The following is a 22,722-nucleotide window of genomic DNA, read 5'->3' on the forward strand; positions in this document are numbered from 1 at the left end:
AGCGGTCGTACGCTCCCGGGCCGCGAATCCAGGGTTTTCACCGTGGCCCGGTGCTCCGGAAAGGTCCATCGTGGAGGGCACGGAAGCGCACGGGGTCTTCCGGCACGGGGGGAACAACGGGGGGGACGGGGGTGCCCGGTCGGGCACCCCCGCTACGCGTGTCACGTCCCCTCATGTCCCGGCCGACCGGCTGATCAGGCGCACCAGTTGGGCCCTGCGATGTACCCCTTCCAGCTTGCGGTAGATGTTGCCGAGGTGGAACTCGACCGTCTTGACGCTGAGAAAGAGCTGTTCGGCGGCCTCGTGATTGGTGACGCCGCGGCCGACGGCGAGCGCGACGCGCAGTTCCTGCGGGGTGAGGCCGTCGAGCGGGGTGGGCCCGGGCCGTATCCGGTCGCCGCCCGCCGCGTGCAGTTCGGCGGCGGCGCGGGCCGCCCAGCCGCCGGCACCGAGCCGCTCGAACGTGGCGAGGCCGCGCTGCAGCCAGCGCCGCGCCTCGCTGCGCCGTCCTTGGCGCCGCAGGAGTTCCCCGCGCGTGAACTCGGTGCGGCCGCGCTCGAACGGGGCGGCTACAGAGTCGAGTTGAGAGAGTGCCCGGTCCATGTGGCGCTCGGCCTGCGCCGGTTCGAGCATGCCGCGGCAGCGGGCGGCCGCGGCGGCGGCGATCGGGCGGTGACCGCGGCCCGCCTCGTGCTCCAGGACGCGCAGCACCTCGTACGCCTCCTCGGTGCGGTGGAGGTGGGCGTAGGCGTCGGCGAGGTCGGCGGCCCAGGAGAGGTAGGGGCCGTCGCCGCGGCCGTTGGCGAGCGAGAACTCCCTTACCTGCTCCAGGTGTTGGGTCGCTTCGTCGAAACGTCCGAGACCCAGTTCGAGGAAGCCGAGGGCGCCGTGGGCGCGGGCCGCGTCCATGGGCAGTTCGGCGGTCGTGGCGAGCGCGGCGGCCTGCGCTCCGTGGTGGCGGCAGTCGGCCTCCCGGTTCAGGGCGGCCTCGGCCTTGGCCTGGGCGGCGAGGGCGCGGCACACCTCGATGACGCGTCCGGTGTCCTCGCCGAGGCGGGCGGACTCGTCGGCGTGGGCGAGCGCCGCGTTCCACTGGCCGCGCCAGAACTCGACGACCGACAGCGTCGCGAGGAGGTGCGCGAGCAGCCCCACGGTGCTGGCGGCGCGCGCGGCGTGCACGGCGCGGTCGAGCAGGGCGTGCGCCTCGTCGAGTTCCTCGGCGGCGAGATAGCAGAGGCCGCCGACGCCGGAGACGGGGTACGGGAACGCCAGGTCGGTTTCGGCGAGCGGCTTTTCGAGCTCGCGCAGCAGGGCGCGCCCGTCGTGCGCGTCGCCGCCGAGCAGTTCGACGAGGGCGTGCAGCAGGCGTACGGGCAGGGCCGCGGCGGGATCCGTGGCGGCCTCGGCGATCTGCATCGACTCGGCGGAGGTGGCGCGGGCCGCCGTGAGGTCGCCGATGGCGAGTTCGGTGAAGGTGATGCCGCCGAGCATGACAGCGGCGAGGGCGGGGTCGACGCGGCGGGCTTCGCCGACGGCGGCGCGCAGCTGCTCGCGGGCGCGGGCCGGGCGGCCCCGGTTGATGTCGACGTAGCAACGGAGTTGACGGATGTCGAGGCGGGTCCGTGGGCGTGCGGCGTGGCCGAGGGCGCGGTCCAGGAGGTCGGCGGCCTCGTCGAGGGAGCCGGCGGCCTGCGCGGCGCGGGCGGCGGACAGGAGGCGGGCCGCCTTGTGCTCGCCCTCGGGGGTGAAGCGGGCGGCGTGCGCGTAGAGGCGGGCGGCGAGGGGGTAGGTGAGGCTGCCGGGGCCGCCGGACGCGGCGCGTTCCAGGGAGGCGGCGACTTTTTCGTCGGGGTCGGCGCCGGACTCGGCGAGGTGCCAGGCGTAGCGTTCGAGGGCGGTGGGGGCCTCGGCGCCCTGGAGTGCGTGGGCGATGGTGCGGTGGGCGCGCCAGCGGTGGACGGCACGCGCACCGTGGTAGACGCCGGAGCGGACGAGCGGATGGCGGAAGACGTACGCGCCTTCTTCCACGGCCATCAGGCCCGCGCGCTCGGCGGGTTCGAGTGAGGCGTAGGTCAACCCGTGGGCGCGCAGTACCCGTTCGGTGCCGGCGAGGGGGCGCGGCCCGAGGACGGCGAGCAACAGCATGGCGTCCTGGGCCTGTTCGGGCAGTCGGGTGATGGCGCTGTGGAAGGTGCGGGCGAGCATTTCGCCGATGGGCAGCGGCGCTCCGGTGTCGGGGCGGTGTCCGCCCCGGGCGAGCAGTGCGGGCAGCTCGACGAGGGCGAGGGGGTTGCCGCGCGCCTCCGCGAGGAGCCAGGTGATGTCGTGCGGGGAGAGCGGTTCGCCGGCGATCAGCTGTCGCGCGGCGGCGGTGTCGAGGCCGCGCAGGGTGAGGGTCTCGACGGGGGCGAGCCGGGAGGCGGTCTCGTCGGTGTCGCGGGTCGCGAAGAGGGCGACGACGCCTTCGCGGCTCAGGCGGCGGGTGGCGAAGGCCAGGGCGTCCAGGGAGTACGGGTCGAGCCACTGCGCGTCGTCGACGACGACCAGCACGGGACCGGACTCGCTGACCGCGCCGAGCAGGCTGAGCGTGCCGGCCGCGACGCCGAACCGGTCCCCGGCGACGGTGGGGCCGAGCGCCAGGGCGCCGGTGAGGGCGGCCGCCTGCCGGCCCGGGATGCGGTCCAGGTGGTCGGTGACCGGGCGGAACAGGTCGGCGAGACCCACGTACGGCAGTCTGTATTCGGCCTCGATGCCCTGCGTACGGAGCTGGGTGAGGTCCCCGGCGATCGACGCGGCGCAGCCGAGCAGGCTGCTCTTGCCGATGCCTGCCTCGCCGCGGATGACGAGGGCGGCGCTGCGCCCTCTGCGTGCGTCGTCGACGAGGTCGGCGATCCGCGCGCATTCCGCTGTGCGACCCAGCAGCATGGGTTCAGGGTATCCGCGGCGAGGGCGCCACTGTATGAGCCAACTGGCCTTTTGTCAGGCGCAGTTGACTCATCGAGTGGACCGCTCACGCCGCTTCCTGGACCTCGTCCGTGGCGAACTGGGTGCGGTACAGCTCCGCGTAGCGGCCGGCTTCGGCCAGGAGTTCGGTGTGGGTGCCGCGTTCCACGATGCGGCCGTCCTCGACCACGAGGATCTGATCCGCGGAGCGGATCGTGGAGAGGCGGTGGGCGATGACGATCGCCGTGCGGTCCGCGAGGGCCTCGGCCAGGGCCTCCTGGACCGCGGCCTCCGAGGTGTTGTCGAGGTGGGCGGTGGCCTCGTCGAGGATGACCACGCGCTGGCGGGCCAGCAGCAGGCGGGCGATGGTCATGCGCTGGCGTTCGCCGCCGGAGAGCCGGTAGCCGCGCTCGCCGACGACCGTGTCCAGGCCGTCGGGCAGCTCCTGGACGAGTCCTTCGAGGCGGGCCCGGCGCAGGGCGTCCCACAGTTCCTCCTCGGACGCGTCGGGCCGGGCCAGCAGCAGGTTCGCGCGGACCGAGTCGTGGAAGAGGTGCCCGTCCTGGGTGACCATGCCGAGCGTGGCCCGCATCGACGTGGCGCTCAGGTCGCGTACGTCGACGCCGCCGATCCGCACGGCCCCGGCGTCGGTGTCGTAGAGGCGGGGCAGCAGTTGCGCGATCGTCGACTTGCCCGCACCGGACGAGCCGACCAGGGCGATCGTCCGGCCCGGTTCGGCGCGGAAGCTCACGCCGTGCAGGACCTCCGCGCCGCCGCGGGTGTCGAGCGAGGCGACTTCTTCGAGGGAGGCGAGGGAGACCTTGTCGGCGGACGGGTAGCCGAAGCGGACGTCGTCGAACTCGACGGCGACCGGCCCGTCCGGGACCTCGCGGGCGTCCGGCTTCTCGTCGATCAGCGGCTTCAGGTCCAGGACTTCGAAGACGCGCTCGAAGCTGACCAGGGCACTCATGACCTCGACGCGTGCCCCGGCCAGGGACGTCAGCGGCGCGTACAGGCGGGTGAGGAGCAGAGCGAGGGAGACCACCGCGCCCGCTTCCAGCGTGCCGTCGAGCGCGAAGTAGCCGCCGAGTCCGTAGACGAGCGCCAGGGCCAGGGCGGAGACCAGGGTCAGTGCCGTGATGAACGCCGACTGGGCCATCGCCGTGCGGACGCCGATGTCCCGGACCCGGCGCGCCCTGGCGGCGAACTCGGCCGACTCGTCCTCGGGCCTGCCGAACAGCTTCACGAGCGTGGCGCCGGGGGCGGAGAACCGCTCGGTCATCCGTGTCCCCATGGCCGCGTTGTGGGTGGCGGCCTCGCGCTGGAGTCTGGCCATCCGGGTGCCCATGCGGCGGGCCGGCAGCACGAAGACGGGCAGCAGGACGAGGGAGAGGAGGGTGATCTGCCAGGACAGCGTGAGCATGACGACCAGGGTGAGCAGCAGGGTGACCACATTGCCGACGACCCCGGACAGGGTGTTGCTGAAGGCGCGCTGGGCGCCGATGACGTCGTTGTTGAGGCGGCTGACGAGCGCGCCGGTGCGGGTGCGGGTGAAGAACGCGACGGGCATCCGCTGGACGTGGTCGAAGACGGCGGTGCGCAGGTCGAGGATGAGGCCCTCGCCGAGATTGGCGGAGAGCCAGCGGGCGACCAGTCCGAGGCCCGCCTCGGCGAGCGCGATGACGGCGATGAGCACGGCGAGGCGGACCACCACGTGCTGCGAGTCGCCGCGGACGATCGCGTCGACGACGTGTCCGGCGAGGACCGGCGTCGCCACCGCGAGCAGCGCGCCGAGGATGCTCAGGATCACGAACTGGGTGATGCGGCGCCGGTGCGGCCGGGCGAACGCGGCGATCCTGCGCAGGGTCTCGCGGGCGAAGGGGTGCTTGCGCGGTCCGCCGTTCTGGGCGTTCATCACGCTGTGCAATTGCGACCAGGCTGTCGTTTCCATGCTCATGCGCATGACCCTAGGACCTCAACCAATGTTGAGGTCAACCATGGGCAGGTGGCCCGCAGGGTCGGCCCGGCCGTACCTCTTGACCCTCGGATAAGCGGAACGTAGCTTCTCATCAATTCTTTTACCCATCACAGAAGTTGTGGGTCTCGGACTATCGGGAAGCGAATCGATGCCGGAGCTACGAAGGCGTACTCTGCTGTCCGCGATCGGCGTCACCGCCGCCGCTGGGGCCGCCGTGACCAGCCAGTCCCCCAGCGCGTACGCGGCGAGCGGGAAGGCCGGGGCGCGGTACGAGAGCAAAGTCCAGGGCCTCCTCTCACGTATGACTCTCGAAGAGAAGCTGGGGCAGCTGCAACAGCTCCCCTGGGCGTACGACCTCAACCCCGGCTCGGGCTCCACCAAGGAGGTCGAGGACGCGGCGCGCTCGGGCCGGCTCGGCTCGGTGCTCAGCATCTTCGGCGCGAAGGCCACCAACGAGCTGCAGCGTCTCGCGGTCGAGGAGTCCCGGCTCGGCATCCCGCTGCTGTTCGGCCTCGACGTCATCCACGGCTTCTGGACGAACTTCCCGATCCCGCTGGCGCAGGCGTCGAGCTTCGATCCGGAGGTGACGCGGAGCGACGCCGAGGTGTCGGCGAAGGAGGCCCGCTCCAACGGGGTGCACTGGACGTTCTCGCCGATGATGGACGTCACGCACGAGCCGCGCTGGGGCCGGATCGCCGAGGGCACCGGCGAGGACCCGTACCTGACGGCGCGGTTCGCGGCCGCCAAGGTCGAGGGCTACCAGGGCTCGGGCTACGGCACGAAGGAGACCCTGGCCGCCTGCGCCAAGCACTTCGTCGCGTACGGCGGTGCGGAGGGCGGCCGTGACTACAACACGGTCGACGTGTCCGAGTCCCGGCTGCGCAATCTGTATCTCCCGCCGTTCAAGGCCGCGTTGGACGCGGGTGTCGCCACGGTGATGGCGTCCTTCAACACGATCGGCGGTGTCCCCGCGCACGGCAACGCGCACACGCTGACCGACATCCTGAAGAAGGAGTGGGACTTCGACGGGCTCGTCGTCTCCGACTGGACGGGCGTGCAGGAGCTGATCGCGCACGGTTTCGCCGAGGACGGCGCGGACGCGGCGCGCCTCGCTCTGAACGCGGGCGTCGACATGGAGATGAGCAGCACGAATCTCCTCACCAACGGCAAGAAGCTGCTGCGCGCCGGGAAGATCTCCCAGCGGCGGATCGACGACGCGGTGGCGCGCGTGCTGCGTCTGAAACACGCGCTCGGCCTCTTCGACGACCCGTACGTGGAGGAGTCCGCGGCGATCACCGAGCCGTCGGCGGCCGCGCGGAAGGCGGCCCGCGCCGCCGCCGCTCGTTCGATGGTCCTGCTGAAGAACGACGGGGACGTCCTGCCGCTGAAGAAGTCCGTCGGCTCCCTCGCCGTGGTGGGGCCGTTCGCCGACTCGACGGATCTGCTCGGTACGTGGGTGGTACCGGCGTCGGCGGAGCGGTTCCCGGCGGTGAAGGTCCTCGACGCGGTGCGCAAGGCCGCGCCGGACGCGAAGGTCACGTACGCGCAAGGCGTCGACCCGGAGGGCAAGGACGCCGGGGGTGTCGACAAGGCGGTCGCGGCGGCGAAGGCCGCGGACGTGACGGTCGTGGTCGTGGGCGAGCCGGCCGCGATGAGCGGCGAGGCGTCGGCGCGCAGTGACATCTCGCTGCCTGGTGACCAGGAGAAGCTGATCTCCGCGATCGCGGAGACGGGCAAGCCGTTCGTGGTGGTGCTCGTCAACGGGCGCCCGCTGACCGTCGGCGACTGGCTGGACTCCGCGCCCGCCGTCCTGGAGGCCTGGCACCCCGGCACCGAGGCGGGCAACGCCGTCGCGGACGTGCTCTTCGGCACGGTGAACCCGGGCGGCAAACTGCCGGTGTCGTTCCCGCGCACGGTCGGCCAGATCCCGATCCACTACAACCACGAGTCGACGGGCCGCCCCTACGACGCGGACAACAAGTACACCTCGAAGTACCTGGACCTGCCGCCGAGCCCGCAGTTCCCCTTCGGGTTCGGACTGAGCTACACGAAGTTCGAGCTCGGCACGCCCGCCCTGAGCCGGGGCAGCGTCTCCGCGCGGGCGCTGCGCAAGGGCGACACCGTCGAGGTGTCGGTGTCCGTGCGCAACACCGGCTCGCGCGCGGGCGACGAGGTGGTGCAGCTGTACGTCCGTGATGTCGCCGCGAGCATCACGCAACCGGTGCGCAGGCTGCGCGGATTCAAACGGGTCACGCTCGACGCGGGCGCGTCCACGAAGGTCCGCTTCCAGCTCGGTGCGGACGATCTCGGGTTCTGGACCAATGACGTCGAGGGTGAATTCCGTTTGGAAGAGGGCGCGTTCGAGCTGTTCGTCGGAACGTCCTCGACGGCGGAGGCCAAACTGGCCCTGAAGGTCACCTAGCCACCCGGTCATCCGCGTGAAAGGAACCGCCCATGCCGTCCGTCCGTGTCGAACGCGCCGGTCATGTCACCACGGTCGTGCTGTCGCGCCCCGAGGCCCGCAACGCCGTCGACGGGCCGACGGCCGGGCAACTGGTCGCCGTGTTCCGGGCGTTCGAGGCGGACGAGACGGCGAGGGCGGCGGTGCTGTGGGGCGACGGCGGCACGTTCTGCGCGGGCGCCGACCTCAAGGCGGTCGGCACCGCGCGCGGCAACCGGGTGGCCGAGGACGGCGACGGCCCGATGGGGCCGACGCGGCTGCGCCTGACGAAGCCGGTGATAGCGGCCGTCAGCGGCCACGCGGTGGCGGGCGGCCTCGAACTCGCCCTGTGGTGCGATCTGCGGGTGGCCGAGGAGGACGCCGTGTTCGGGGTGTTCTGCCGCCGCTGGGGCGTCCCGCTGATCGACGGAGGCACGGTGCGGCTGCCGCGCCTGATCGGGGAGAGCCGCGCCATGGACCTGATCCTGACCGGCCGCCCCGTCCCGGCGCGGGAGGCCTACGAGATGGGCCTCGCCAACCGTCTGGTGCCCCCGGGCCGGGCCCGCGCCGCCGCGGAGGAACTCGCCGCGCACCTCGCGGCGTTCCCGCAGTCCTGTCTGCGCAGCGACCGGGCGTCGGTGCGCGAGCAGGGCTGCCGGGACGAGGAATCCGCCATGCGGGCCGAACTTCGTTACGGGGCAGGCGTGTTGGCGGAGGGGCTGAAGGGCGCGGAGCGGTTCACGGCAGGAGAGGGGCGCCACGGGGCCTTCGACGCGGGGGCCGAGGACGGGCTCTGAGCACTCAGCGCATGCCGAGGTGCCGCAGGAGCGGAGGCACGGCGCGGCGGCCCTCGGCGGCGGCCGCCCGCGCGGGCCGGTTCACGTGGACCAGGTTGCCGAGCGCGAAGACGCCGGGGCGGGAGCTACGGCTCGCCGCGTCGGCGGTCGGGCCGTGTGTGTCCGGGTCGAGCGACAGGCCGCCTCTCCGGGCCAGTTCGTGGTCGGGGACGAAGTCACCGGTGAGGACGATGGTGTCGCAGGGCAGCACGACGCAGCGGCCGTCGGCGTGCCGGACACGGGCGCCCGTGGCGCGGGGTCTGCCCAGGATCTCGGTGAGCGTGGTGCGGGTGAGCACCGGTACGCCGAGACGCATGCGGGCGTCCAGACCGCGGCGGCCGGCGCCGCCCTCGGTGATCAGCGCGGTGACGGCGGCGCCGGCCCGGCGCAGGGTGCCCACGGCGGCGTGCCCGACGGATTCGCCGCCGACGACGACGGCCCGCGCGCCCACGTAGTGGCCGAACAGGTGGACCGATTGCTGGAGTTCGCCCGTGCTGAGGATGCCGGCGGGCCGGGTGCCCGGTACGAGGCGGGCCGCGCGGGGCCGTTCGCGGGCTCCGGTGGCGAGCACGACCGCCCGGGCCGCGATCCGTTCGTGTCCGTGGACCCCGACCGTGTCCAGCGTCGGCGTCGTGGCGTCCGCCCAGCCGAGGGCGGTCACCCCGGTCCGCACGGCGGCCCCCGCGTCCTCGGCGGCCCGCACCGAGCGGCTCGCGTAGGCCGGCCCGCTCAACGGCCGCCACGGCGTCCCGAACCCGCCGTGCCGACAGTGCCGCGGGACCCCGCCCGCCTGCTGCTCACGCTCCAGGACCTCGACCCCTCGGACCCCGGCCGCGGCGAGCCCGGTGGCGACCGCGAGTCCGGCGGGGCCCGAGCCGATGACGAGCACGTCGACGCGGCGCACGGCGTGGTTCACGCCCCGGCCCCGTTTCTCCGGCCGAGGAGTTCGCGCACCGCGGCCCCGCAGGAGAATCCCTGGCAGCGTCCGCCGCGCGCCCGCGTCCTGCGCCGCAGCCCCTCCGCCGAGACGGGCGGGATGGTACTGGTCAGCGCCGCGCGGATCTCGCCCCGCGTGACGCGCTCGCAATGGCAGACGATCGTCCCGAACTCCGGGTCCTCGGCGATGAGTTCGGGCTGCTGGTAGGGGCGGGGAAATGCCTCGCCCAGGTTCGGCATGGTGACCGGCGGCAGATCGCGCGGCGTGCCGAGCGTCGTGCACCCGCTGTCGGCCAGCAGGTCGGCGACGTACGTGGCGATGCCCATCGACGCGGTGAGTCCCGTGGAGCGGATGCCGCCGACGGTGACGCAGCGCTGCGCGGGCCGGGCGTCGATGCGGTAGTCGTCCTGTCCGGTGGCCGCGCGCAGCCCGGCGTAGACGGCGGTGACCTCCTCCTCGACGAGCCTCGGCAGGATGCGCCGCCCCTTCTCCCGTAGCAGGCCGAGCGCGTCGGCGGTGGTGTGCGTGGCCCGCTTGTCGTCGAGGTCCTCGGCCGTGGGCCCCAGGAGTACGTTCCCGTGGACGGTCGGGGCGACGAGCACACCCTTGCCGAGGGCGGTGGGGACGGGCAGCAGGATGTGGTGCACGAGGTCGCGGGCGAACTTGTCGTAGACGATCAGCTGGCCGCGGCGCGGGGTGACGGTGAACGTGTCGTGGCCGAGCAGCCGGTCGACGGTGTCGGCGTGCAGCCCGGCCGCGTTGACGAGCCACCGGGTGCGCAGGAGTCCGCGCCCGGTCGTCAGGTGGTGCGTGCCGCCACGACTCCTGTCGGCCGCACGCACAGGGGAGTCGAGGTGCAGATCGACGCCGGCGCGGACGGCCTGGGTGGCGTACGCGAGCGTCGTCGTCCAGGGGCAGATGACACTCTCGCCGGGCACGTCGAGGGCGCCGAGGGCGCCCGGCCCCAAGTGGGGTTCCCTGGAACGGAGTTCGTCGGGGCCGATGATGCGGCTCTCGGTGTACGCGTTGCGGACGGCCTTCGCGGCGAGGCCGGTCAGGGCATCGCGTTGGGCGGTGTCCCAGGCGACGAGGAGAGCGCCGACCGGTTCGACCGGGATCCCGGACTCGCTGGCATACGCGGCTAGTTCACGTTGACCTTCGCGCACGAGCCGCGCCTCCAGGGAGCCGGGCACGGCATCGAACCCCGTGTGCAGGATCGCCGTATTGGCCTTGGACGTCCCCTCGCCGACGTCGTGCGCCGCGTCGAGCAGCGCGATCCTCGCCGCGGGCGCACGCCGGATCAGTTCCCGGGCGAGCGCGCAGCCGACGACTCCGGCGCCGATGACCGTGATGTCGTACGGGAGCGTGGGCAGCGGCCCGACGCGGGTGACGGTCACGGTGTGCGGTCCACGGCGGCGCGGAAGCGGGCCATGCGCGCCTCGGCCCGCGCCGCGTCGATGCGCGGCTCGTAGACACGGACCGGCGCGCGGGCACCCACCGCCTCCTCGACGGTCAGGGCCGGGTCGAGACCGAGGCGGGCGGCGGCCGCCACGCCGAGCGCCGTCGTGTCGGCCGACTCGGCGACTTCCACCGGAGCTTGCAGAAGGTCGGCCTGGGTCTGCATGAGCAGCTCCGAGCGGGTCAGGCCGCCGTCGACCCGGAGCGAGACGAGGGGCGCGCCCAGATCGGCGGCGACCGCGTCGGCGAGTGCGACGACCTGCCCGGCGATCCCGTCGCACAGCGCGTGCACCAGGTTCCCCGGCGAGGTGTCCAGGCCGAGTCCGGTGAGCGAGCCGCGGGCGTCGCCGCGCCACCACGGGGCGGCGAGCCCGGACAGCGCGGGCACGAACGTGACATCTCCGCTGTCGGGCACCTTCGCGCCGACGGCGTCCAGCGCGTGGGGGCCTTCGATGACGCCGAGGTCGGTGAGCCAGCGGACGGCGGACGCGGCGGCGTACACTTGGCCGTCGAGGCAGTAGTCGGTGCCGCGTCCGGCGAGCCGCCACGCCACGCACGAGACCAGCCCGGAGGAGCCGCGGCGCGGCCGGTCCCCGGTGTGCGCGAGCAGGAACGCCCCTGTGCCGTAGGTGCACTTGGCGGCACCCGGCTCGGTCACGCCGTGGGCGAGCAAGGACGCCTGCTGGTCGACGAGGAGACCGGTGAGCGGTATCGGCGGCCCGCCGAGAGCCGTGATGACCCCGAACTCCCCCGCCGCATCGACCACTTCGGGCAGTTTCTCGCCGCCGAGTCCGTACAGCTCGACGGCGCGCGGCGACCAGTCGACGGTGTCGAGGTCGAGCAGCTGGGTGCGGCTCGCGGTGGCCGCGTCGGTGACGAAGGCGCCGGTCAGCCGGTGCACCAGCCAGGCATCGCTGGTGGTGACGACACCGGACCGGGTGAGGTGGCGGCGGATCCACGCCATCTTCGGGGCGGCGAAGTAGGGGTCGAGCGGCAGCCCGGACAGCGCGAGCAACTCAGCGTCATGCCTTGCGAGTTCCGCGCATACGCTCTCCGCGCGCCGGTCCTGCCAGACGATCGCGTCCGTGAGCGGCTCGCCCGTGGCAGGGTCCCAGGCGAGGACGGTTTCGCCCTGGTTGGCGAGGCCCGCGGCGACGACCGGCTCGCCGGCCTCGGCAAGCGCGCGGGCACCGGCGTCGAGGACGGAGCCGAGCAGGTGCGCGGGATCGACCTCGACGCGCCCGCCGGGCAGATACCGGGGCCGCACGGGCGCCGTCGCGGCGCCGAGGACGCCGCGCTCCGGGCAGACGACGAGCGCCTTGGTGCCGGAGGTGCCCTGGTCGACGGCGAGTACGGGACCACTCACCATGCCGTCCCCTCCCCCGTCCACGTCTTGATCGCCGTCGGCCAGCCTGCGGCACGGTCCCGATCCGCGTCAAGGACACCCAACTTGGCTGCGCCCCCTGGCCGTTGGAGCCCTCCGCATGGATCATGGGCGGCCGCACCCCCGCCCCCCACCGGAGGGAAGACCGTGTCGAGCGCACCGCCCGACGAGGAGCAGCGCCTGCGCGCCCTCGGCTACCGGCCCGTCCTGGCCCGCCGCATGAACGGCTTCGGCAACTTCGCCATCAGCTTCTCCGTCATCTCCGTGCTGTCCGGCTGCATGACCCTGTACGGCTTCGGGCTCGGCACCGGCGGGCCCGCCGTCATGCTGTGGGGCTGGGCGGGCGTCGGCCTCTTCGTGCTGTTCGTGGGCCTCGCCCTGGCGGAGGTGACCAGCGCCTATCCCACGTCGGGCGCCCTGTACTACATGGCGGACCGGCTCGGCGGGCGGCGCTGGGGCTGGTACACGGGCTGGCTGAACCTGCTCGGCCTGCTCGGCGCGATCGCCGGCATCGACTACGGCGCGGCCCTGTTCACGGGCGCGTTCCTGAACCTCCAGTGGGGTTTCACGCCGACCCCCGGCAAAACGATGCTGATCTTCGCGGCGATCCTGCTCCTGCACGCCGTCCTCAACCTCTTCGGCGTCCGCCTCGTCAGCATCCTCAACTCCGTCAGCGTGTGGTGGCACTTGGCGGGTGTCGGAGCGATCGTCGGCGCCCTCGCCCTCGTGCCCGACCACCACCAGTCGCCGTCGTTCGTCTTCACGCACTTCGTCAACGACACCGGCTGGCACAACCCGTTGTACGTCGCCGCGATCGGACTGCTGCTCGCGCAGTACACGTTCAGCGGCTACGACGCCTCCGCCCACCTCTCCGAGGAGACGTCCGGGGCGTCGGTGGCGGCGGCGCGCGGCATCGTGCGGGCGATCTGGGCGTCCTGGATCGCCGGGTTCGTACTGCTCGCCGGGCTCACCTTCGCCATCCAGGACTACGCGGGGACGCGGGACAGCGCGACGGGGGTGCCGCCCGCGCAGATCCTGCTGGACGCGCTCGGCTCGGGCGGCGCCACGGCGCTGCTCCTCGTGGTGATCGTGGCCCAGCTCTTCTGCGGCAACGCGGAGGTGGCCGCCGCGAGCCGGATGGTGTTCGCGTTCAGCCGGGACGGGGCCCTGCCGGGCTCGCGCCTGTGGCGCCGGGTGAGCACCCGGACGCGTACACCGGTCGCGGCGGTCTGGCTGTCGGTGTCGGCGGCCTGCGTGCTGGCCCTGCCGTCGCTGTGGTCGGCGACCGCGTACGGGGCCGTGACCGCGATCAACGTCATCGGTATCACGCCGGCGTACGCGATCCCCGTACTGCTGCGGCTGCGGGCGGGGGACCGCTTCGAGCGCGGGCCGTGGCACCTGGGCCGCTGGAGCCGGCCGATCGGCTGGATCGCGGTCGTGTGGGTGGCGTGCGTGACGGTGCTGTTCTGCCTGCCGCAGGCCTCCCCGGTCACCGTCGACTCGATGAACTACGCGGTCGTGGCGCTCGCCGCGGTCCTCCTCCTCGCGACGGGATGGTGGTACGCGGCGAAGAACACGTACGCCACCCCGCAACTCCCCGCCGACTCAGCCGAGTTCGAGCGTGGTCACCCCGAAGACGCGTCCTTGGGCGAATGACCGGACGGGCCCGGTGTACATCCGGGCCGTCTCGAACCCGGCCGACAGGCCGCGCGACCGAACGAGCGCGACGGCCTCGGCGTTCGTTTCCGGTACGTCGATGCCGACCGGCTCTGCGCCGGGCGCGAGGGCGTCGAACAGGGCCCGCGCGTCGTCGGCGGTGTCCGCGAAGAGCGGCCCGATGCGCCATGTGTCCCGCGCCGGGCGCACCACGCCGTACCCGGTGACGCGGCCGTCGACGACGCGGGCGAGCGCCGTGTGTCCGTCCGTGGTCAGCCAGGACTTCAGGAAGCGGGGCCGGTCGGCGGGGTAGCACGCGTTGTCGTAGGCGAGGACGGGAGCGAGGTCGTCGCCGACCGGCACGATCCCGTCGCCGGTCGCGGCCGGGGTGCTGTGCGTGGCGACCCCGGTGAACCGCACGGTGCGGTGGGCCGGTTCGAAGCCGGACCTGCGGTAGTTGTCCTGCTGGGCGACGACGCCGTCGAGCCCGACGGTGCGCGCGCCCGCGTGCGCGAGACCGGCCCGCCAGGTGGCGCTGCCGTGGCCGCGGCCGCGCAGGTCGGGCCGGACGAGATAGCAGCCCAGAAAGGCGTACGCGGCACCGTAGTTGACGACGGAGATCGCCGAGACGGGCTCCCCGTCGATCCGCCCGAGGAAGAATCCGTCGGGGTCCTGCGCGAAGAAGCTGTCCCCGTCGAGGCGGCCCGGGTTCCAGCCTTCGTCGGCGGCCCAGCCGCTGATCACCGGCCAGTCGGCGGGACCGGCCCGGGAGATGTCGAGGCGCTGCGGAACGTCACTCATGCGCACTGCTCCTGTTCGCGTGCGGCCTGGAGGCGGGCTCGGGACGGCGGCCATCCTCCCCGATCACGCCCCACACGTCACACGCGTACGGCAGGATGATCGGACGTACGCTCGAACAGAGCTCGCCGACCCGGGAGTTGACCCATGACGGATACGTCCCCCGCCACGCCCAGCATCGATACCAGCAATCCGCACCCGGCGCGGGTGTACGACTGGTTCCTCGGCGGCAAGGACAACTATCCGGTGGACGAGGCGCTCGGCCGGCAGATCACGGCGATGGAGCCGACCGCCAAGTACGGGGCGCGGCACAACCGCTGGTTCATGCAGCGCGCGACGCGGATGCTCGCCGCGCGGCTCGGAGTGCGCCAGTTCCTCGACATCGGCACGGGCATCCCGACGGAACCGAACCTGCACCGCATCGCACAGACCGCGGCCCCCGAGACGAGCGTCGTCTACGTCGACAACGACCCGATCGTGCTGGCCCACGCGGAGGCGCTGCTGCGCGGCACACCGGAGGGCGTGACGCGCTACCTCCAGGCCGACGCCCGCGAGCCGCAGAAAATCCTCGAACTGGCCGGGGAGATTCTCGACTTCGACCGTCCGGTCGCGGTCTCGCTCATCGCGCTCCTGCATTTCATCCCCGACGAGCAGGGCGCGCACGACATGATCCGCACGCTGGTCGACGCGCTCCCCTCGGGCAGCTACCTGGTCCTGTCCCAACTGGCCTCCGATCACGACCCCGAGCGCACCCGTCAGGCCGTCGACATGTACGCGGCCGGCGGCGTCACGCTGGTGCCGCGTACACGCGCGGAGATGACCACGTTCTTCGAGGGCCTGGAGTTGCTCGACCCGGGCGTGGTCTGGTTGCCGGAGTGGCATCCGGAGCTGGCCGTCGACGAGGAGCGGGACGGCACTCCCGTGCCGCTGTACGCGGGTGTTGCACGTAAACCGTGAGAGGTTGCGCGCCATGGCGAACATCACACATGGCGATGCCCACGTGACGGACCGGAGCGCATTGGCGTACTGATCCCCTACCCTCGTTCACATGTCCTCCACTCCCACCCCGCGCTCCGCACGGTCCGCCGACATGGTCAACCAGCAGATTCGCGACCTTTGGGCGCGTACCGGCGGCCAGTTGACCGACGAGGACCGGGCGGAGTACGAGACGCTGGTCACGGAGTGGGCGACGGCGGCCGGTGAAGGACTCGTGCAGAGGGCGTGACGCCTTCAGGACTGCGGTCGGCTGCCGTGGTTCGCGGCGTGCTTGCGACGGGCCTTCTTCTTACGGCGGCGCTTCGAGGACATGACGCCTCCTCAGGGTATGAACGGGCCTGCGCGGCCCTCGACGGGCATGTTCGGTCGAGCGGCGACAGCCCCGATCGCCCGGCCACAAACGCGACCTAGCGGTACCTAACGGGACATATCACCCGCCACCCTTCCACAGGACACGCGACGCCGCGATTCCGGATGTCGAGCGTGGGGGGGGCGGGTCGGCCGCTCAGGCGCAGGCCGCGCGCCCGGCATCGGGCCGGTGATCGGGTCGGCCCCGTCACGAATGCCCCGCACCCGGTGCTGTGCGGGGCGGGGCCTCTTCGAGTAGCCATCCGTCCGCAAAGGCTGATGGTTGCTCGCAGCCTAGCGGCCCCCACTGACAGTGAAGGCCGCTGGCGCCGGGGCGTGCAGGCGCCCGGCGCCAGCGGCTCTGGGGACAGCGGGCGAGATGGTGCTGCTCACTGCCCTGCTCGTCATTCGCCGCCCGACCGCGGAACGGATGCACCGGCCGCGCAGAAATTTGCCCGCGCCCCCATTTCGAGGGGCGCCCACCCCAACTCGCCCCGCCCGGAGGACGCCGCACGCTAGCGTCGCGCCATCGCACAGCTCGGCGGGGAGGACGAAGATGAGCCGTTCGGAGGGGCACGTCGCGCTACTGCAACGCGTCGCGGACACGCAGCTCAGGCCGGACGGCTGGGCCACAGCAGGCCCCGGAGTCGACGCACGCGCCGCGGCCCGGCTGGTCAGGCTCGGCCTGGCCCGGATGGCCGCCGCCGAGGACCAGGCAGAACTCGCCGCGCGGACCGGCCGACCGGTCCCCTGGGCGGTCCAGCTCACGGCCGACGGCTGGGACGCGCTGCTCTACGCCCATGTGCGGGCCGCACCCACAACCGTCGAGGCCCCCGAGCCCGGCCTGCAGATGGTCGCCCTGCGCCGCTCTAACCTCGACGTACTGAAGCGGTTCGTCGCGCTGAGCGGGCGGCTGCACCGCGGCCCGGCGCGCGGCCTGGAGACGGCCGTGGACACGGCCCGCTTCCACGCCGCCTCCAACAGATGGATCATGCACGTGGACGGCGACCAGATGCGGTCCATCGCCCGCGCGTTCTTCCTCGAACGGATCGGCGGTTCCGCCGCGCCCGCCAACCGTTTCGCCCGCGTCTACGGGGTGACCCACCCCGAAGCGCGGAGCGACGACCCCGCCTAGACCGGATCGAGGCCGCATGTAGCGGGCCCCGAGCAGCAGGCCCTGACGTGCCGCGCATGTGCCCCAGCTCCGTCGGCGAAGCCGGGGCTCTACGGGTCCGCCCCTGGCCGTCGCGGACTTACCCAGCGATGACCCCGGCCGTGCGCGAGACCGGCTCCCCGCGCCGCGGAACCGGCTCGCTGGCGGCGGAGTCTCTTATTCCGCTCGCCGCCGCCGTTGCGTTTCACAAGATCCACACGTCGGGCCGACCGGCCCGGCACGGCCCGACGGACCCCCCTCAAAGGAAGAATTAAGACAAGCGTGCCTTTTTCCAAGGATTCACCCAGGTCGCCCAGGCACCATTCGACACCGCAGAGGCCGACCCCAACGGCCATGGATCAGGTGGAGCAGGAAGGCTCGGCGTGGGCGACTCTCGGGTTCGGATAGCGGACGGTACGGATCGCTGGTCGCGGCGCGGAGTGCTCGCCGCGCTGGGGGCGGCCTCGGTGGTGGCGGTCGCGGGCTGCGCCGGGGAGGCCGGAGCGCAGGGCGGCGCGGCCGAGGCCGACAGCAAGGCCGAGGTCGGCGTCACCCCCGCCGATGGGACTCGGGCCGCCGACTTCGGCACTCCGGTCACCGTCACGGTCAGCGGCGGGACCTTGAGCGCCGTCGAGGTCGCCACGGCCGGCGGCACGCGCCTGAAGGGGACGTACAACGACAAGCGGACCAAGTGGACCTCGTCCGCCCATCCCGCCTCCGGGACCGACTACACCGTGAGCGCGAAGGTCGACGGCGCGGATTCCGCGCACACCACCCGCTTCACCACCAAGAAGCCGGGTGCGACCTTCGTCGGGTACTTCACCCCGGAGGACGGCTCGACGTCCGGTGTCGGCATGCCCGTCTCGCTCAACTTCACGAAGGCCGTCACGGACCGGGCCGCCGTACAGAAGGCGATCACCGTGACCGCGGACCCGGACGTGGAGATCGCGGGGCACTGGTTCAGCGACACCCGGCTCGATTTCCGCCCCGAGGCGTACTGGGCGGCCGGCACGAAGATCACGTTGAGTCTGCGGCTGAAGGACGTCGAGGGCTCCGACGGCGTGTTCGGCACACAGGACAAGGACGTGACCTTCCACATCGGGCGCGAGCAGATCAGCGTCGTGGACCTCAGCGCCAAGTCGATGACCGTGCGACGCGACGGCAAGGAGATCGCCACGTACGACGTCAGCGGCGGCGACGCCGAACACCCCACGTGGGCGGGGAAGATGGTGATCTCCGAGCGGTTCAAGGAGACCCGGATGGACTCGACGACGGTCGGCCTCGGCGACGAGTACGACATCGACGACGTGCCGCACGCCCAGCGGCTCACCACCTCCGGCACCTTCATCCACGGCAACTACTGGGGGGCTCCGTCCCTCTTCGGCACGAGCAACACCAGCCACGGCTGCGTCGGACTGCGGGACGCGCAGGGCGCGGACGACTCGTCGACGCCGGGCGCGAAGTTCTACACGAGCTCGATGGTCGGCGACGTCGTGGAGGTGCGCCGCTCGGGCGAGGAGACGGTCAATCCGGCCAACGGGCTCAATGGCTGGAACTTGTCGTGGGCCGACTGGCAGGCGGGCAGCGCGGTCTGAGCGGGCCCGAACAGGAGTGCGGGAGAAGGGCGCGATGTACGTTCCACGCCAGATGTTCACCGGATCTCCGCCGGGCGTTGACGGCGCAGGAACGCCTCTGACAGGGTCGCCAGGCCTGTCCCCCGCCCCCGAACAAGGGACCGAGGAGCCCCCAGCCCCGATGAAGCGCAGCTGCCGACCCTCCCCCGCACCTGCCCCGCCCGCCGACGCCTGGCGACACTTCGCGGACCAGCACTGGGCGAAAGAACCGGTGGTCGTCCCGGGCGCACCCGGGTCCGGACTCGACGCGGCGGGGGCCCACCGCCTCCTGGTGGCCGCGGCCGTCGCCCCGGAACCGACGCGGATGCGGCTGGCCGTCGCGGACGGCGTACTCCGTGATCCCGGACCGCTGCTGCCCTCGCCGCAGGACAGGGACACCGCCGGCTACGCCGCCCGCCTGGCGGCGCCCGGACAACTGGACGGCGAGGGCTGGCTGTTGACCGCCGAGCACGCGCTGAGCCTCGACTTCACTCTGTGGTCGCGGGTCCGCGACGCCGTGGCGGGGTTATGGCGGCACGTCGGCCGGCCCCCACTGCCCGTCACGGCGGAGCTGGCCGTCGGCACCCGGCACCAGTCCGCCGAGGATTTCGGGGCGCGCCCCGACGCGGCGGCCCTCACCTGGGTCCTGGACGGCTCCCTGACGATGCGAGTACGGCCGGAACACACCGGCACCGAGTTCGAACTGCACGCCACAGCGGGCGACTTGGCGTACTGGCCCGCGGGCAGCACCCACCTCGAAGACCGTACGCGGCCGTGCACGACGCTGCGCCTGACCGTGCCCGCGCGCACCACCGCGGCCCTCCCCTACGTCGGCGAGGTCGTCGGGGAACTGCTGCGGCTCCACCCGCTGCCCGCCGACGAGCAGCCCAGCGTCCCGCACCCCGTCTCCGCGGACGCCGACGGACACCTCACCCCCGCATCGCAGTTCACCGAACCCGCCCGGCGCTACGTCACGGCTCTGACCGGCGACGGACCCGAGCGCGCGCTGTTGCTGCGCTGGGCCGCTCTGCGCTCGGCGGCGGGCCTGCACCCTGCCCCGCCGCCCCGGCCGGGCGTCGCGCTCACCCCGCGGAGCCGGCTGCGGCGCACCACCGAGATCCTGCATGTGCGGGCCGGTGCCGGTCCGCTGGTCTGGGCCGCCCACGGGCATGCGCGGACCGGCACCGAACCGGCGGCCCGCCGCGCCCTCGCCCACCTCGGCACGGTCTCGCGGATCACCGTCAGCGCGCTCGCCGACGCCTGCGATCTGCACCCCCAGGATCCCGAACTACTGACTCTGGTCGGGGAGTTGTATCAAGTGCGAGCTCTGGAGCTGGAATCGTGAGCCCGGCTCCGATATCCCGCGTCGATGGCGTCGATGGCGTCGATGGCGTCGATGTGCTGGAGTCGTTCGACTGGGAGAGGTTCACCGAGACCTACTGGGACCGGCGACCCGTGCTGATCAGGGGCGCCGCACTCGGCGCCGCGCCGTTCGACGCGCACGAGGTCTTCGAGAGTTCCGTCGGCGCGGCGCGACGGCCCGGAGCCGGGAGGGGCCAGGTGAGTTTCGCCCTCGGGCCGCGACACCTGGCCGATCCCGGGGATCTGCTGCCGCGGCCGGAGGACGGTTCCTTCGCCCGGTACGGACGGCGGCTCCTCGGCGGACACACGGCGCGCGAGCCCTTCGCGTTCGTCGTGCGCTGCCTGCACGCCTTCCACCATCCCGTGTGGCTCAGGGCGCGGGACTTCCTCTCCGGACTGTGGGACCGCACGGGCCAGCCGCTGCTCGGGGCGAGCACCACCCTGTGGCACGGGACGTGCGGCCCGGACCGGCTGCCGCAGACCCGGGGCTCGACGTTTCTCCACATCCTGCTCGGGCGGCCACGGCTGCGGCTGGAACGGGCCGGGCGGTGGTCGGTCGCCCGGCCCGTGCCCGGCGACCTGCTCTACTGGCCGGCCGGTCAGCGCTACGTCGCCGAGCCCGGCCGGTCACCGACGGCCGTCGTGCATCTGGGTGTCCCGCGGGCCTCGCCCGCCCCCGGACACGGGCTGCGGTCCCTGCTCGCGCCCGGCCCCAACCTCGCGACCCCGCAAGCCCGTTGGGGCGGTGACGACATCCTCGTACGCGACGAAGGAGACGGGCTGCCACCGGTCCTCGCCGAGGCGCTCGCCCACTATCGCGAGGCCGCGCGTCCGGCGGCACTGCGGCGCCGGATGGTGCGCGAAGCGCTGCTGCACGCGACGGACGGCGGGCTGCGGCCGGTGCCGCCGCCCGCCCGGCCCGGCCGCTTCACCGATGACGACGCCGTACGGGCCGTCGAGCGGGTGCTGTGGGCCGAGGCCTCGGGGCGCCGGCTCGTGGCCGCGTGCGGGCACATCCTGGAGACCGACCTGACCGGGCCGGAACTCTCCGCGATCGTCGGGCCGCTGAACGCGGGCGAGGAGGTCGCCATGGCCGAACTCTCCCCGCCCGCACAGTCGTTGCTGTCCCGCCTCGCCGGGTTCCGTGCCGTGGAGCGGTTATGAGCCGGTGGGCACGGCCAGGTACTTGTACTCCAGGAACTCGTCGATGCCCACGCGGCCGCCCTCCCGGCCGAGGCCCGACTGTTTGACGCCGCCGAAGGGGGCGGCCGGGTTCGAGACGAGGCCGGTGTTGAGGCCGACCATGCCCGTCTCCAGACGTTCGCCGACGCGCAGCGCACGGTCCAGGTCGCGCGTGTAGACGTAGCTGACGAGGCCCCACTCGGTGTCGTTCGCGGCCTGTACGACGTCGTCCTCCTCGTCGAACGTGAACAGCGCGGCGACCGGACCGAAGATCTCGGTGCCGGTGAGTTCGGCGTCGCGCGGGACCTGGGCGAGGACGGTGGGCGGATAGAAGTTCCCCTCGCCGGCCGGGAGTTCACCGCCGGTCAGGATCTTCGCGCCGCGCTCGACGGCGTCGCGCACCAGGGTATCGACCTTGGCGCGGCCCGCCGCGTCGATGAGCGGCCCGACGTCGGTGCCGGGCGCGGTGCCGTCCCCGACGGTCAGGGAGGACATCCGCGCGGTCAGCCGGGTCGCGAACTCCTCGGCGACGGAGCTGTGCACGTAGATCCGGTTGGCGGCGGTGCAGGCCTCCCCCATGTTGCGCATCTTGGCGACCATCGCGCCGTCCACGGCCGCCTCGACGTCGGCGTCGCCGAAGACGATGAACGGGGCGTTGCCGCCGAGTTCGAGCGAGGTCCGCACGACCGTGTCGGCGCACTGGGCCAGCAGGATCCGGCCGACCTGCGTGGAGCCGGTGAAGGACAGTTTGCGGATGCCGCCGCCGCGCAGCAGGGGTTCGACGAGGCCTGCGGCGTCACTGGTCGTGACCGTGTTAAGGACGCCCGGCGGCAGGCCCGCCTCGGTCAGGATCCCGGTCAGCGCGAGGGTGGACAGCGGGGTCTGCGGGGCCGGTTTGAGGATCATGGTGCAGCCCGCGGCGACGGCGGGGCCGATCTTGCGGGTGCCCATGGCGAGCGGGAAGTTCCAGGGCGTGACGAGCAGACAGGGGCCGATCGGCTGCCGCAGGACCAGGTGGCGGTTGCGGCCGTCGGGGCTGGTGGCGTAGCCGCCGTCGATGCGGACCGCCTCCTCGGCGAACCAGCGGAAGAACTCCGCGGCGTACGTGACCTCGCCGCGGGCCTCCGCGAGGGGCTTGCCCATTTCCAGGGTCATGAGGAGGGCGAGGTCCTCGGTGCGGTCGAGGATGATCTCGTGGGCCCGGCGCAGGATCTCCGAGCGGGCCCGTGGGGCGGTCGCGGCCCAGTCCCGCTGGGCCGCGACCGCCGCGTCCAGGGCTGCCCGGCCGTCCTGCGGGCTCGCGTCGGCGACGTCGCAGAGGGGGGCGTTGGTGGCGGGGTTGTCCACCGTCATCGTGCGGTTCGCTGCCGCGTTCTGCCAGGTGCCGGCTATGTGGAGTTGCTTCGGTACGGCTTGGATTACGGGGGGTGTCGTCATGGGCGGGCTCCATGGGGCGCTGGGTGTTGGGGGGCGGGTGTTGTTGTGGGGCGGGTTTCGTATGCCGGGCGCGCCATTGCCTGCGGCCCCTGATCGGGGGGCGGCGCCGTGGGACTCGCTCGTGCGGTGTCGTCGGGTGGGGGTTTCGTGGTGGCCGGGCACGCCGTTCCCCGCGCCCCTGACGAGACTCGAGCGGTGTCG

16 protein-coding genes are annotated in these 22,722 nt (G+C 72.8%); 9 read left to right on the top strand and 7 right to left on the bottom strand.

Going from position 1 to position 22,722, the window contains the following annotated elements; translation table 11 throughout:
- Positions 1-171 precede the first annotated feature (171 nt).
- Positions 172-2,925: an AAA family ATPase gene (locus tag AB0J02_RS21440; protein WP_363195314.1), complete on the bottom strand. Its 2,754-nt coding sequence runs from the start codon at positions 2,923-2,925 to the stop codon at positions 172-174.
- Positions 2,926-3,010: 85 nt separating this feature from the next.
- Positions 3,011-4,900 carry an ABC transporter ATP-binding protein gene (locus tag AB0J02_RS21445; protein ID WP_363195315.1) on the bottom strand — a complete coding sequence of 630 codons (1,890 nt, stop codon included), beginning with the start codon at positions 4,898-4,900 and terminating at the stop codon, positions 3,011-3,013.
- A gap of 169 nt (positions 4,901-5,069) precedes the next feature.
- Here AB0J02_RS21445 and bglX point away from each other — a divergent pair, with 169 nt between their 5' ends.
- Positions 5,070-7,343 carry a beta-glucosidase BglX gene (gene bglX, locus AB0J02_RS21450; protein ID WP_363195316.1) on the top strand — a complete coding sequence of 758 codons (2,274 nt, stop codon included), beginning with the start codon at positions 5,070-5,072 and terminating at the stop codon, positions 7,341-7,343.
- 32 nt (positions 7,344-7,375) lie between these two features.
- Positions 7,376-8,158 (top strand): crotonase/enoyl-CoA hydratase family protein, encoded by a 783-nt coding sequence (locus tag AB0J02_RS21455; protein WP_363195317.1) that lies wholly within the window; start codon positions 7,376-7,378, stop codon positions 8,156-8,158.
- Between the two features lie 4 nt (positions 8,159-8,162).
- Here AB0J02_RS21455 and AB0J02_RS21460 read toward each other — a convergent pair whose 3' ends face one another.
- Genes AB0J02_RS21460 through AB0J02_RS21470 form a run of 3 tightly spaced genes read right to left on the bottom strand, consistent with a single transcriptional unit; the run spans position 8,163 to position 11,958 of the window.
- Complete coding sequence (locus tag AB0J02_RS21460; RefSeq protein WP_363195318.1) at positions 8,163-9,113, bottom strand: FAD-dependent oxidoreductase; 951 nt, start codon at positions 9,111-9,113, stop codon at positions 8,163-8,165.
- Positions 9,110-10,531, bottom strand: a complete 1,422-nt coding sequence (locus tag AB0J02_RS21465) for an FAD-dependent oxidoreductase (protein WP_363195319.1) — start codon at positions 10,529-10,531, stop codon at positions 9,110-9,112. Before AB0J02_RS21465 ends, AB0J02_RS21460 begins: the two co-directional genes overlap by 4 nt.
- Positions 10,528-11,958 (bottom strand): FGGY family carbohydrate kinase, encoded by a 1,431-nt coding sequence (locus tag AB0J02_RS21470; protein WP_363195456.1) that lies wholly within the window; start codon positions 11,956-11,958, stop codon positions 10,528-10,530. The genes AB0J02_RS21465 and AB0J02_RS21470 overlap by 4 nt, the downstream gene beginning before the upstream one ends.
- Before the next feature lie 165 nt (positions 11,959-12,123).
- On the opposite strand from AB0J02_RS21470, the gene AB0J02_RS21475 reads away from it, so the two are divergent.
- On the top strand, positions 12,124-13,632 hold the full coding sequence (locus tag AB0J02_RS21475) for an amino acid permease (RefSeq protein ID WP_363195320.1): 1,509 nt from the start codon (positions 12,124-12,126) through the stop codon (positions 13,630-13,632).
- On the opposite strand, the gene AB0J02_RS21480 is transcribed toward AB0J02_RS21475, so the two are convergent.
- Positions 13,582-14,433, bottom strand: a complete 852-nt coding sequence (locus AB0J02_RS21480; RefSeq protein WP_363195321.1) for a GNAT family N-acetyltransferase — start codon at positions 14,431-14,433, stop codon at positions 13,582-13,584. The genes AB0J02_RS21475 and AB0J02_RS21480 overlap by 51 nt on opposite strands.
- Before the next feature lie 144 nt (positions 14,434-14,577).
- Between AB0J02_RS21480 and AB0J02_RS21485 the strand changes: the two genes are divergently transcribed.
- The 6 genes from AB0J02_RS21485 to AB0J02_RS21510 all read left to right on the top strand — a co-directional run bounded on the left by AB0J02_RS21485 (position 14,578) and on the right by AB0J02_RS21510 (position 21,066).
- Positions 14,578-15,387 carry an SAM-dependent methyltransferase gene (locus AB0J02_RS21485; RefSeq protein ID WP_363195322.1) on the top strand — a complete coding sequence of 270 codons (810 nt, stop codon included), beginning with the start codon at positions 14,578-14,580 and terminating at the stop codon, positions 15,385-15,387.
- Positions 15,388-15,478: 91 nt separating this feature from the next.
- On the top strand, positions 15,479-15,655 hold the full coding sequence (locus tag AB0J02_RS21490; RefSeq protein WP_363195323.1) for a hypothetical protein: 177 nt from the start codon (positions 15,479-15,481) through the stop codon (positions 15,653-15,655).
- A gap of 675 nt (positions 15,656-16,330) precedes the next feature.
- The gene (locus AB0J02_RS21495) at positions 16,331-16,909 is read left to right on the top strand and encodes a DUF6417 family protein (RefSeq protein WP_363195324.1); all 579 of its coding nucleotides are present in this window, start codon (positions 16,331-16,333) and stop codon (positions 16,907-16,909) included.
- A 401-nt stretch (positions 16,910-17,310) separates the two neighbouring features.
- Complete coding sequence (locus AB0J02_RS21500) at positions 17,311-18,522, top strand: Ig-like domain-containing protein (RefSeq protein WP_363195325.1); 1,212 nt, start codon at positions 17,311-17,313, stop codon at positions 18,520-18,522.
- Between the two features lie 160 nt (positions 18,523-18,682).
- Entirely contained in the window at positions 18,683-19,885 is a 1,203-nt protein-coding gene (locus AB0J02_RS21505) for a hypothetical protein (RefSeq protein WP_363195326.1), read from the top strand.
- Positions 19,882-21,066, top strand: a complete 1,185-nt coding sequence (locus AB0J02_RS21510) for a hypothetical protein (RefSeq protein WP_363195327.1) — start codon at positions 19,882-19,884, stop codon at positions 21,064-21,066. The genes AB0J02_RS21505 and AB0J02_RS21510 overlap by 4 nt, the downstream gene beginning before the upstream one ends.
- Here AB0J02_RS21510 and AB0J02_RS21515 read toward each other — a convergent pair.
- Positions 21,061-22,521 carry an NAD-dependent succinate-semialdehyde dehydrogenase gene (locus tag AB0J02_RS21515; RefSeq protein WP_363195328.1) on the bottom strand — a complete coding sequence of 487 codons (1,461 nt, stop codon included), beginning with the start codon at positions 22,519-22,521 and terminating at the stop codon, positions 21,061-21,063. The two genes, AB0J02_RS21510 and AB0J02_RS21515, sit on opposite strands and share 6 nt — an antisense overlap.
- Positions 22,522-22,722: the final 201 nt, after the last annotated feature.

The organism is Streptomyces sp. NPDC050264, assembly GCF_040655895.1.
In the GTDB taxonomy this organism is placed as follows: Bacteria; Actinomycetota; Actinomycetes; order Streptomycetales; family Streptomycetaceae; genus Streptomyces.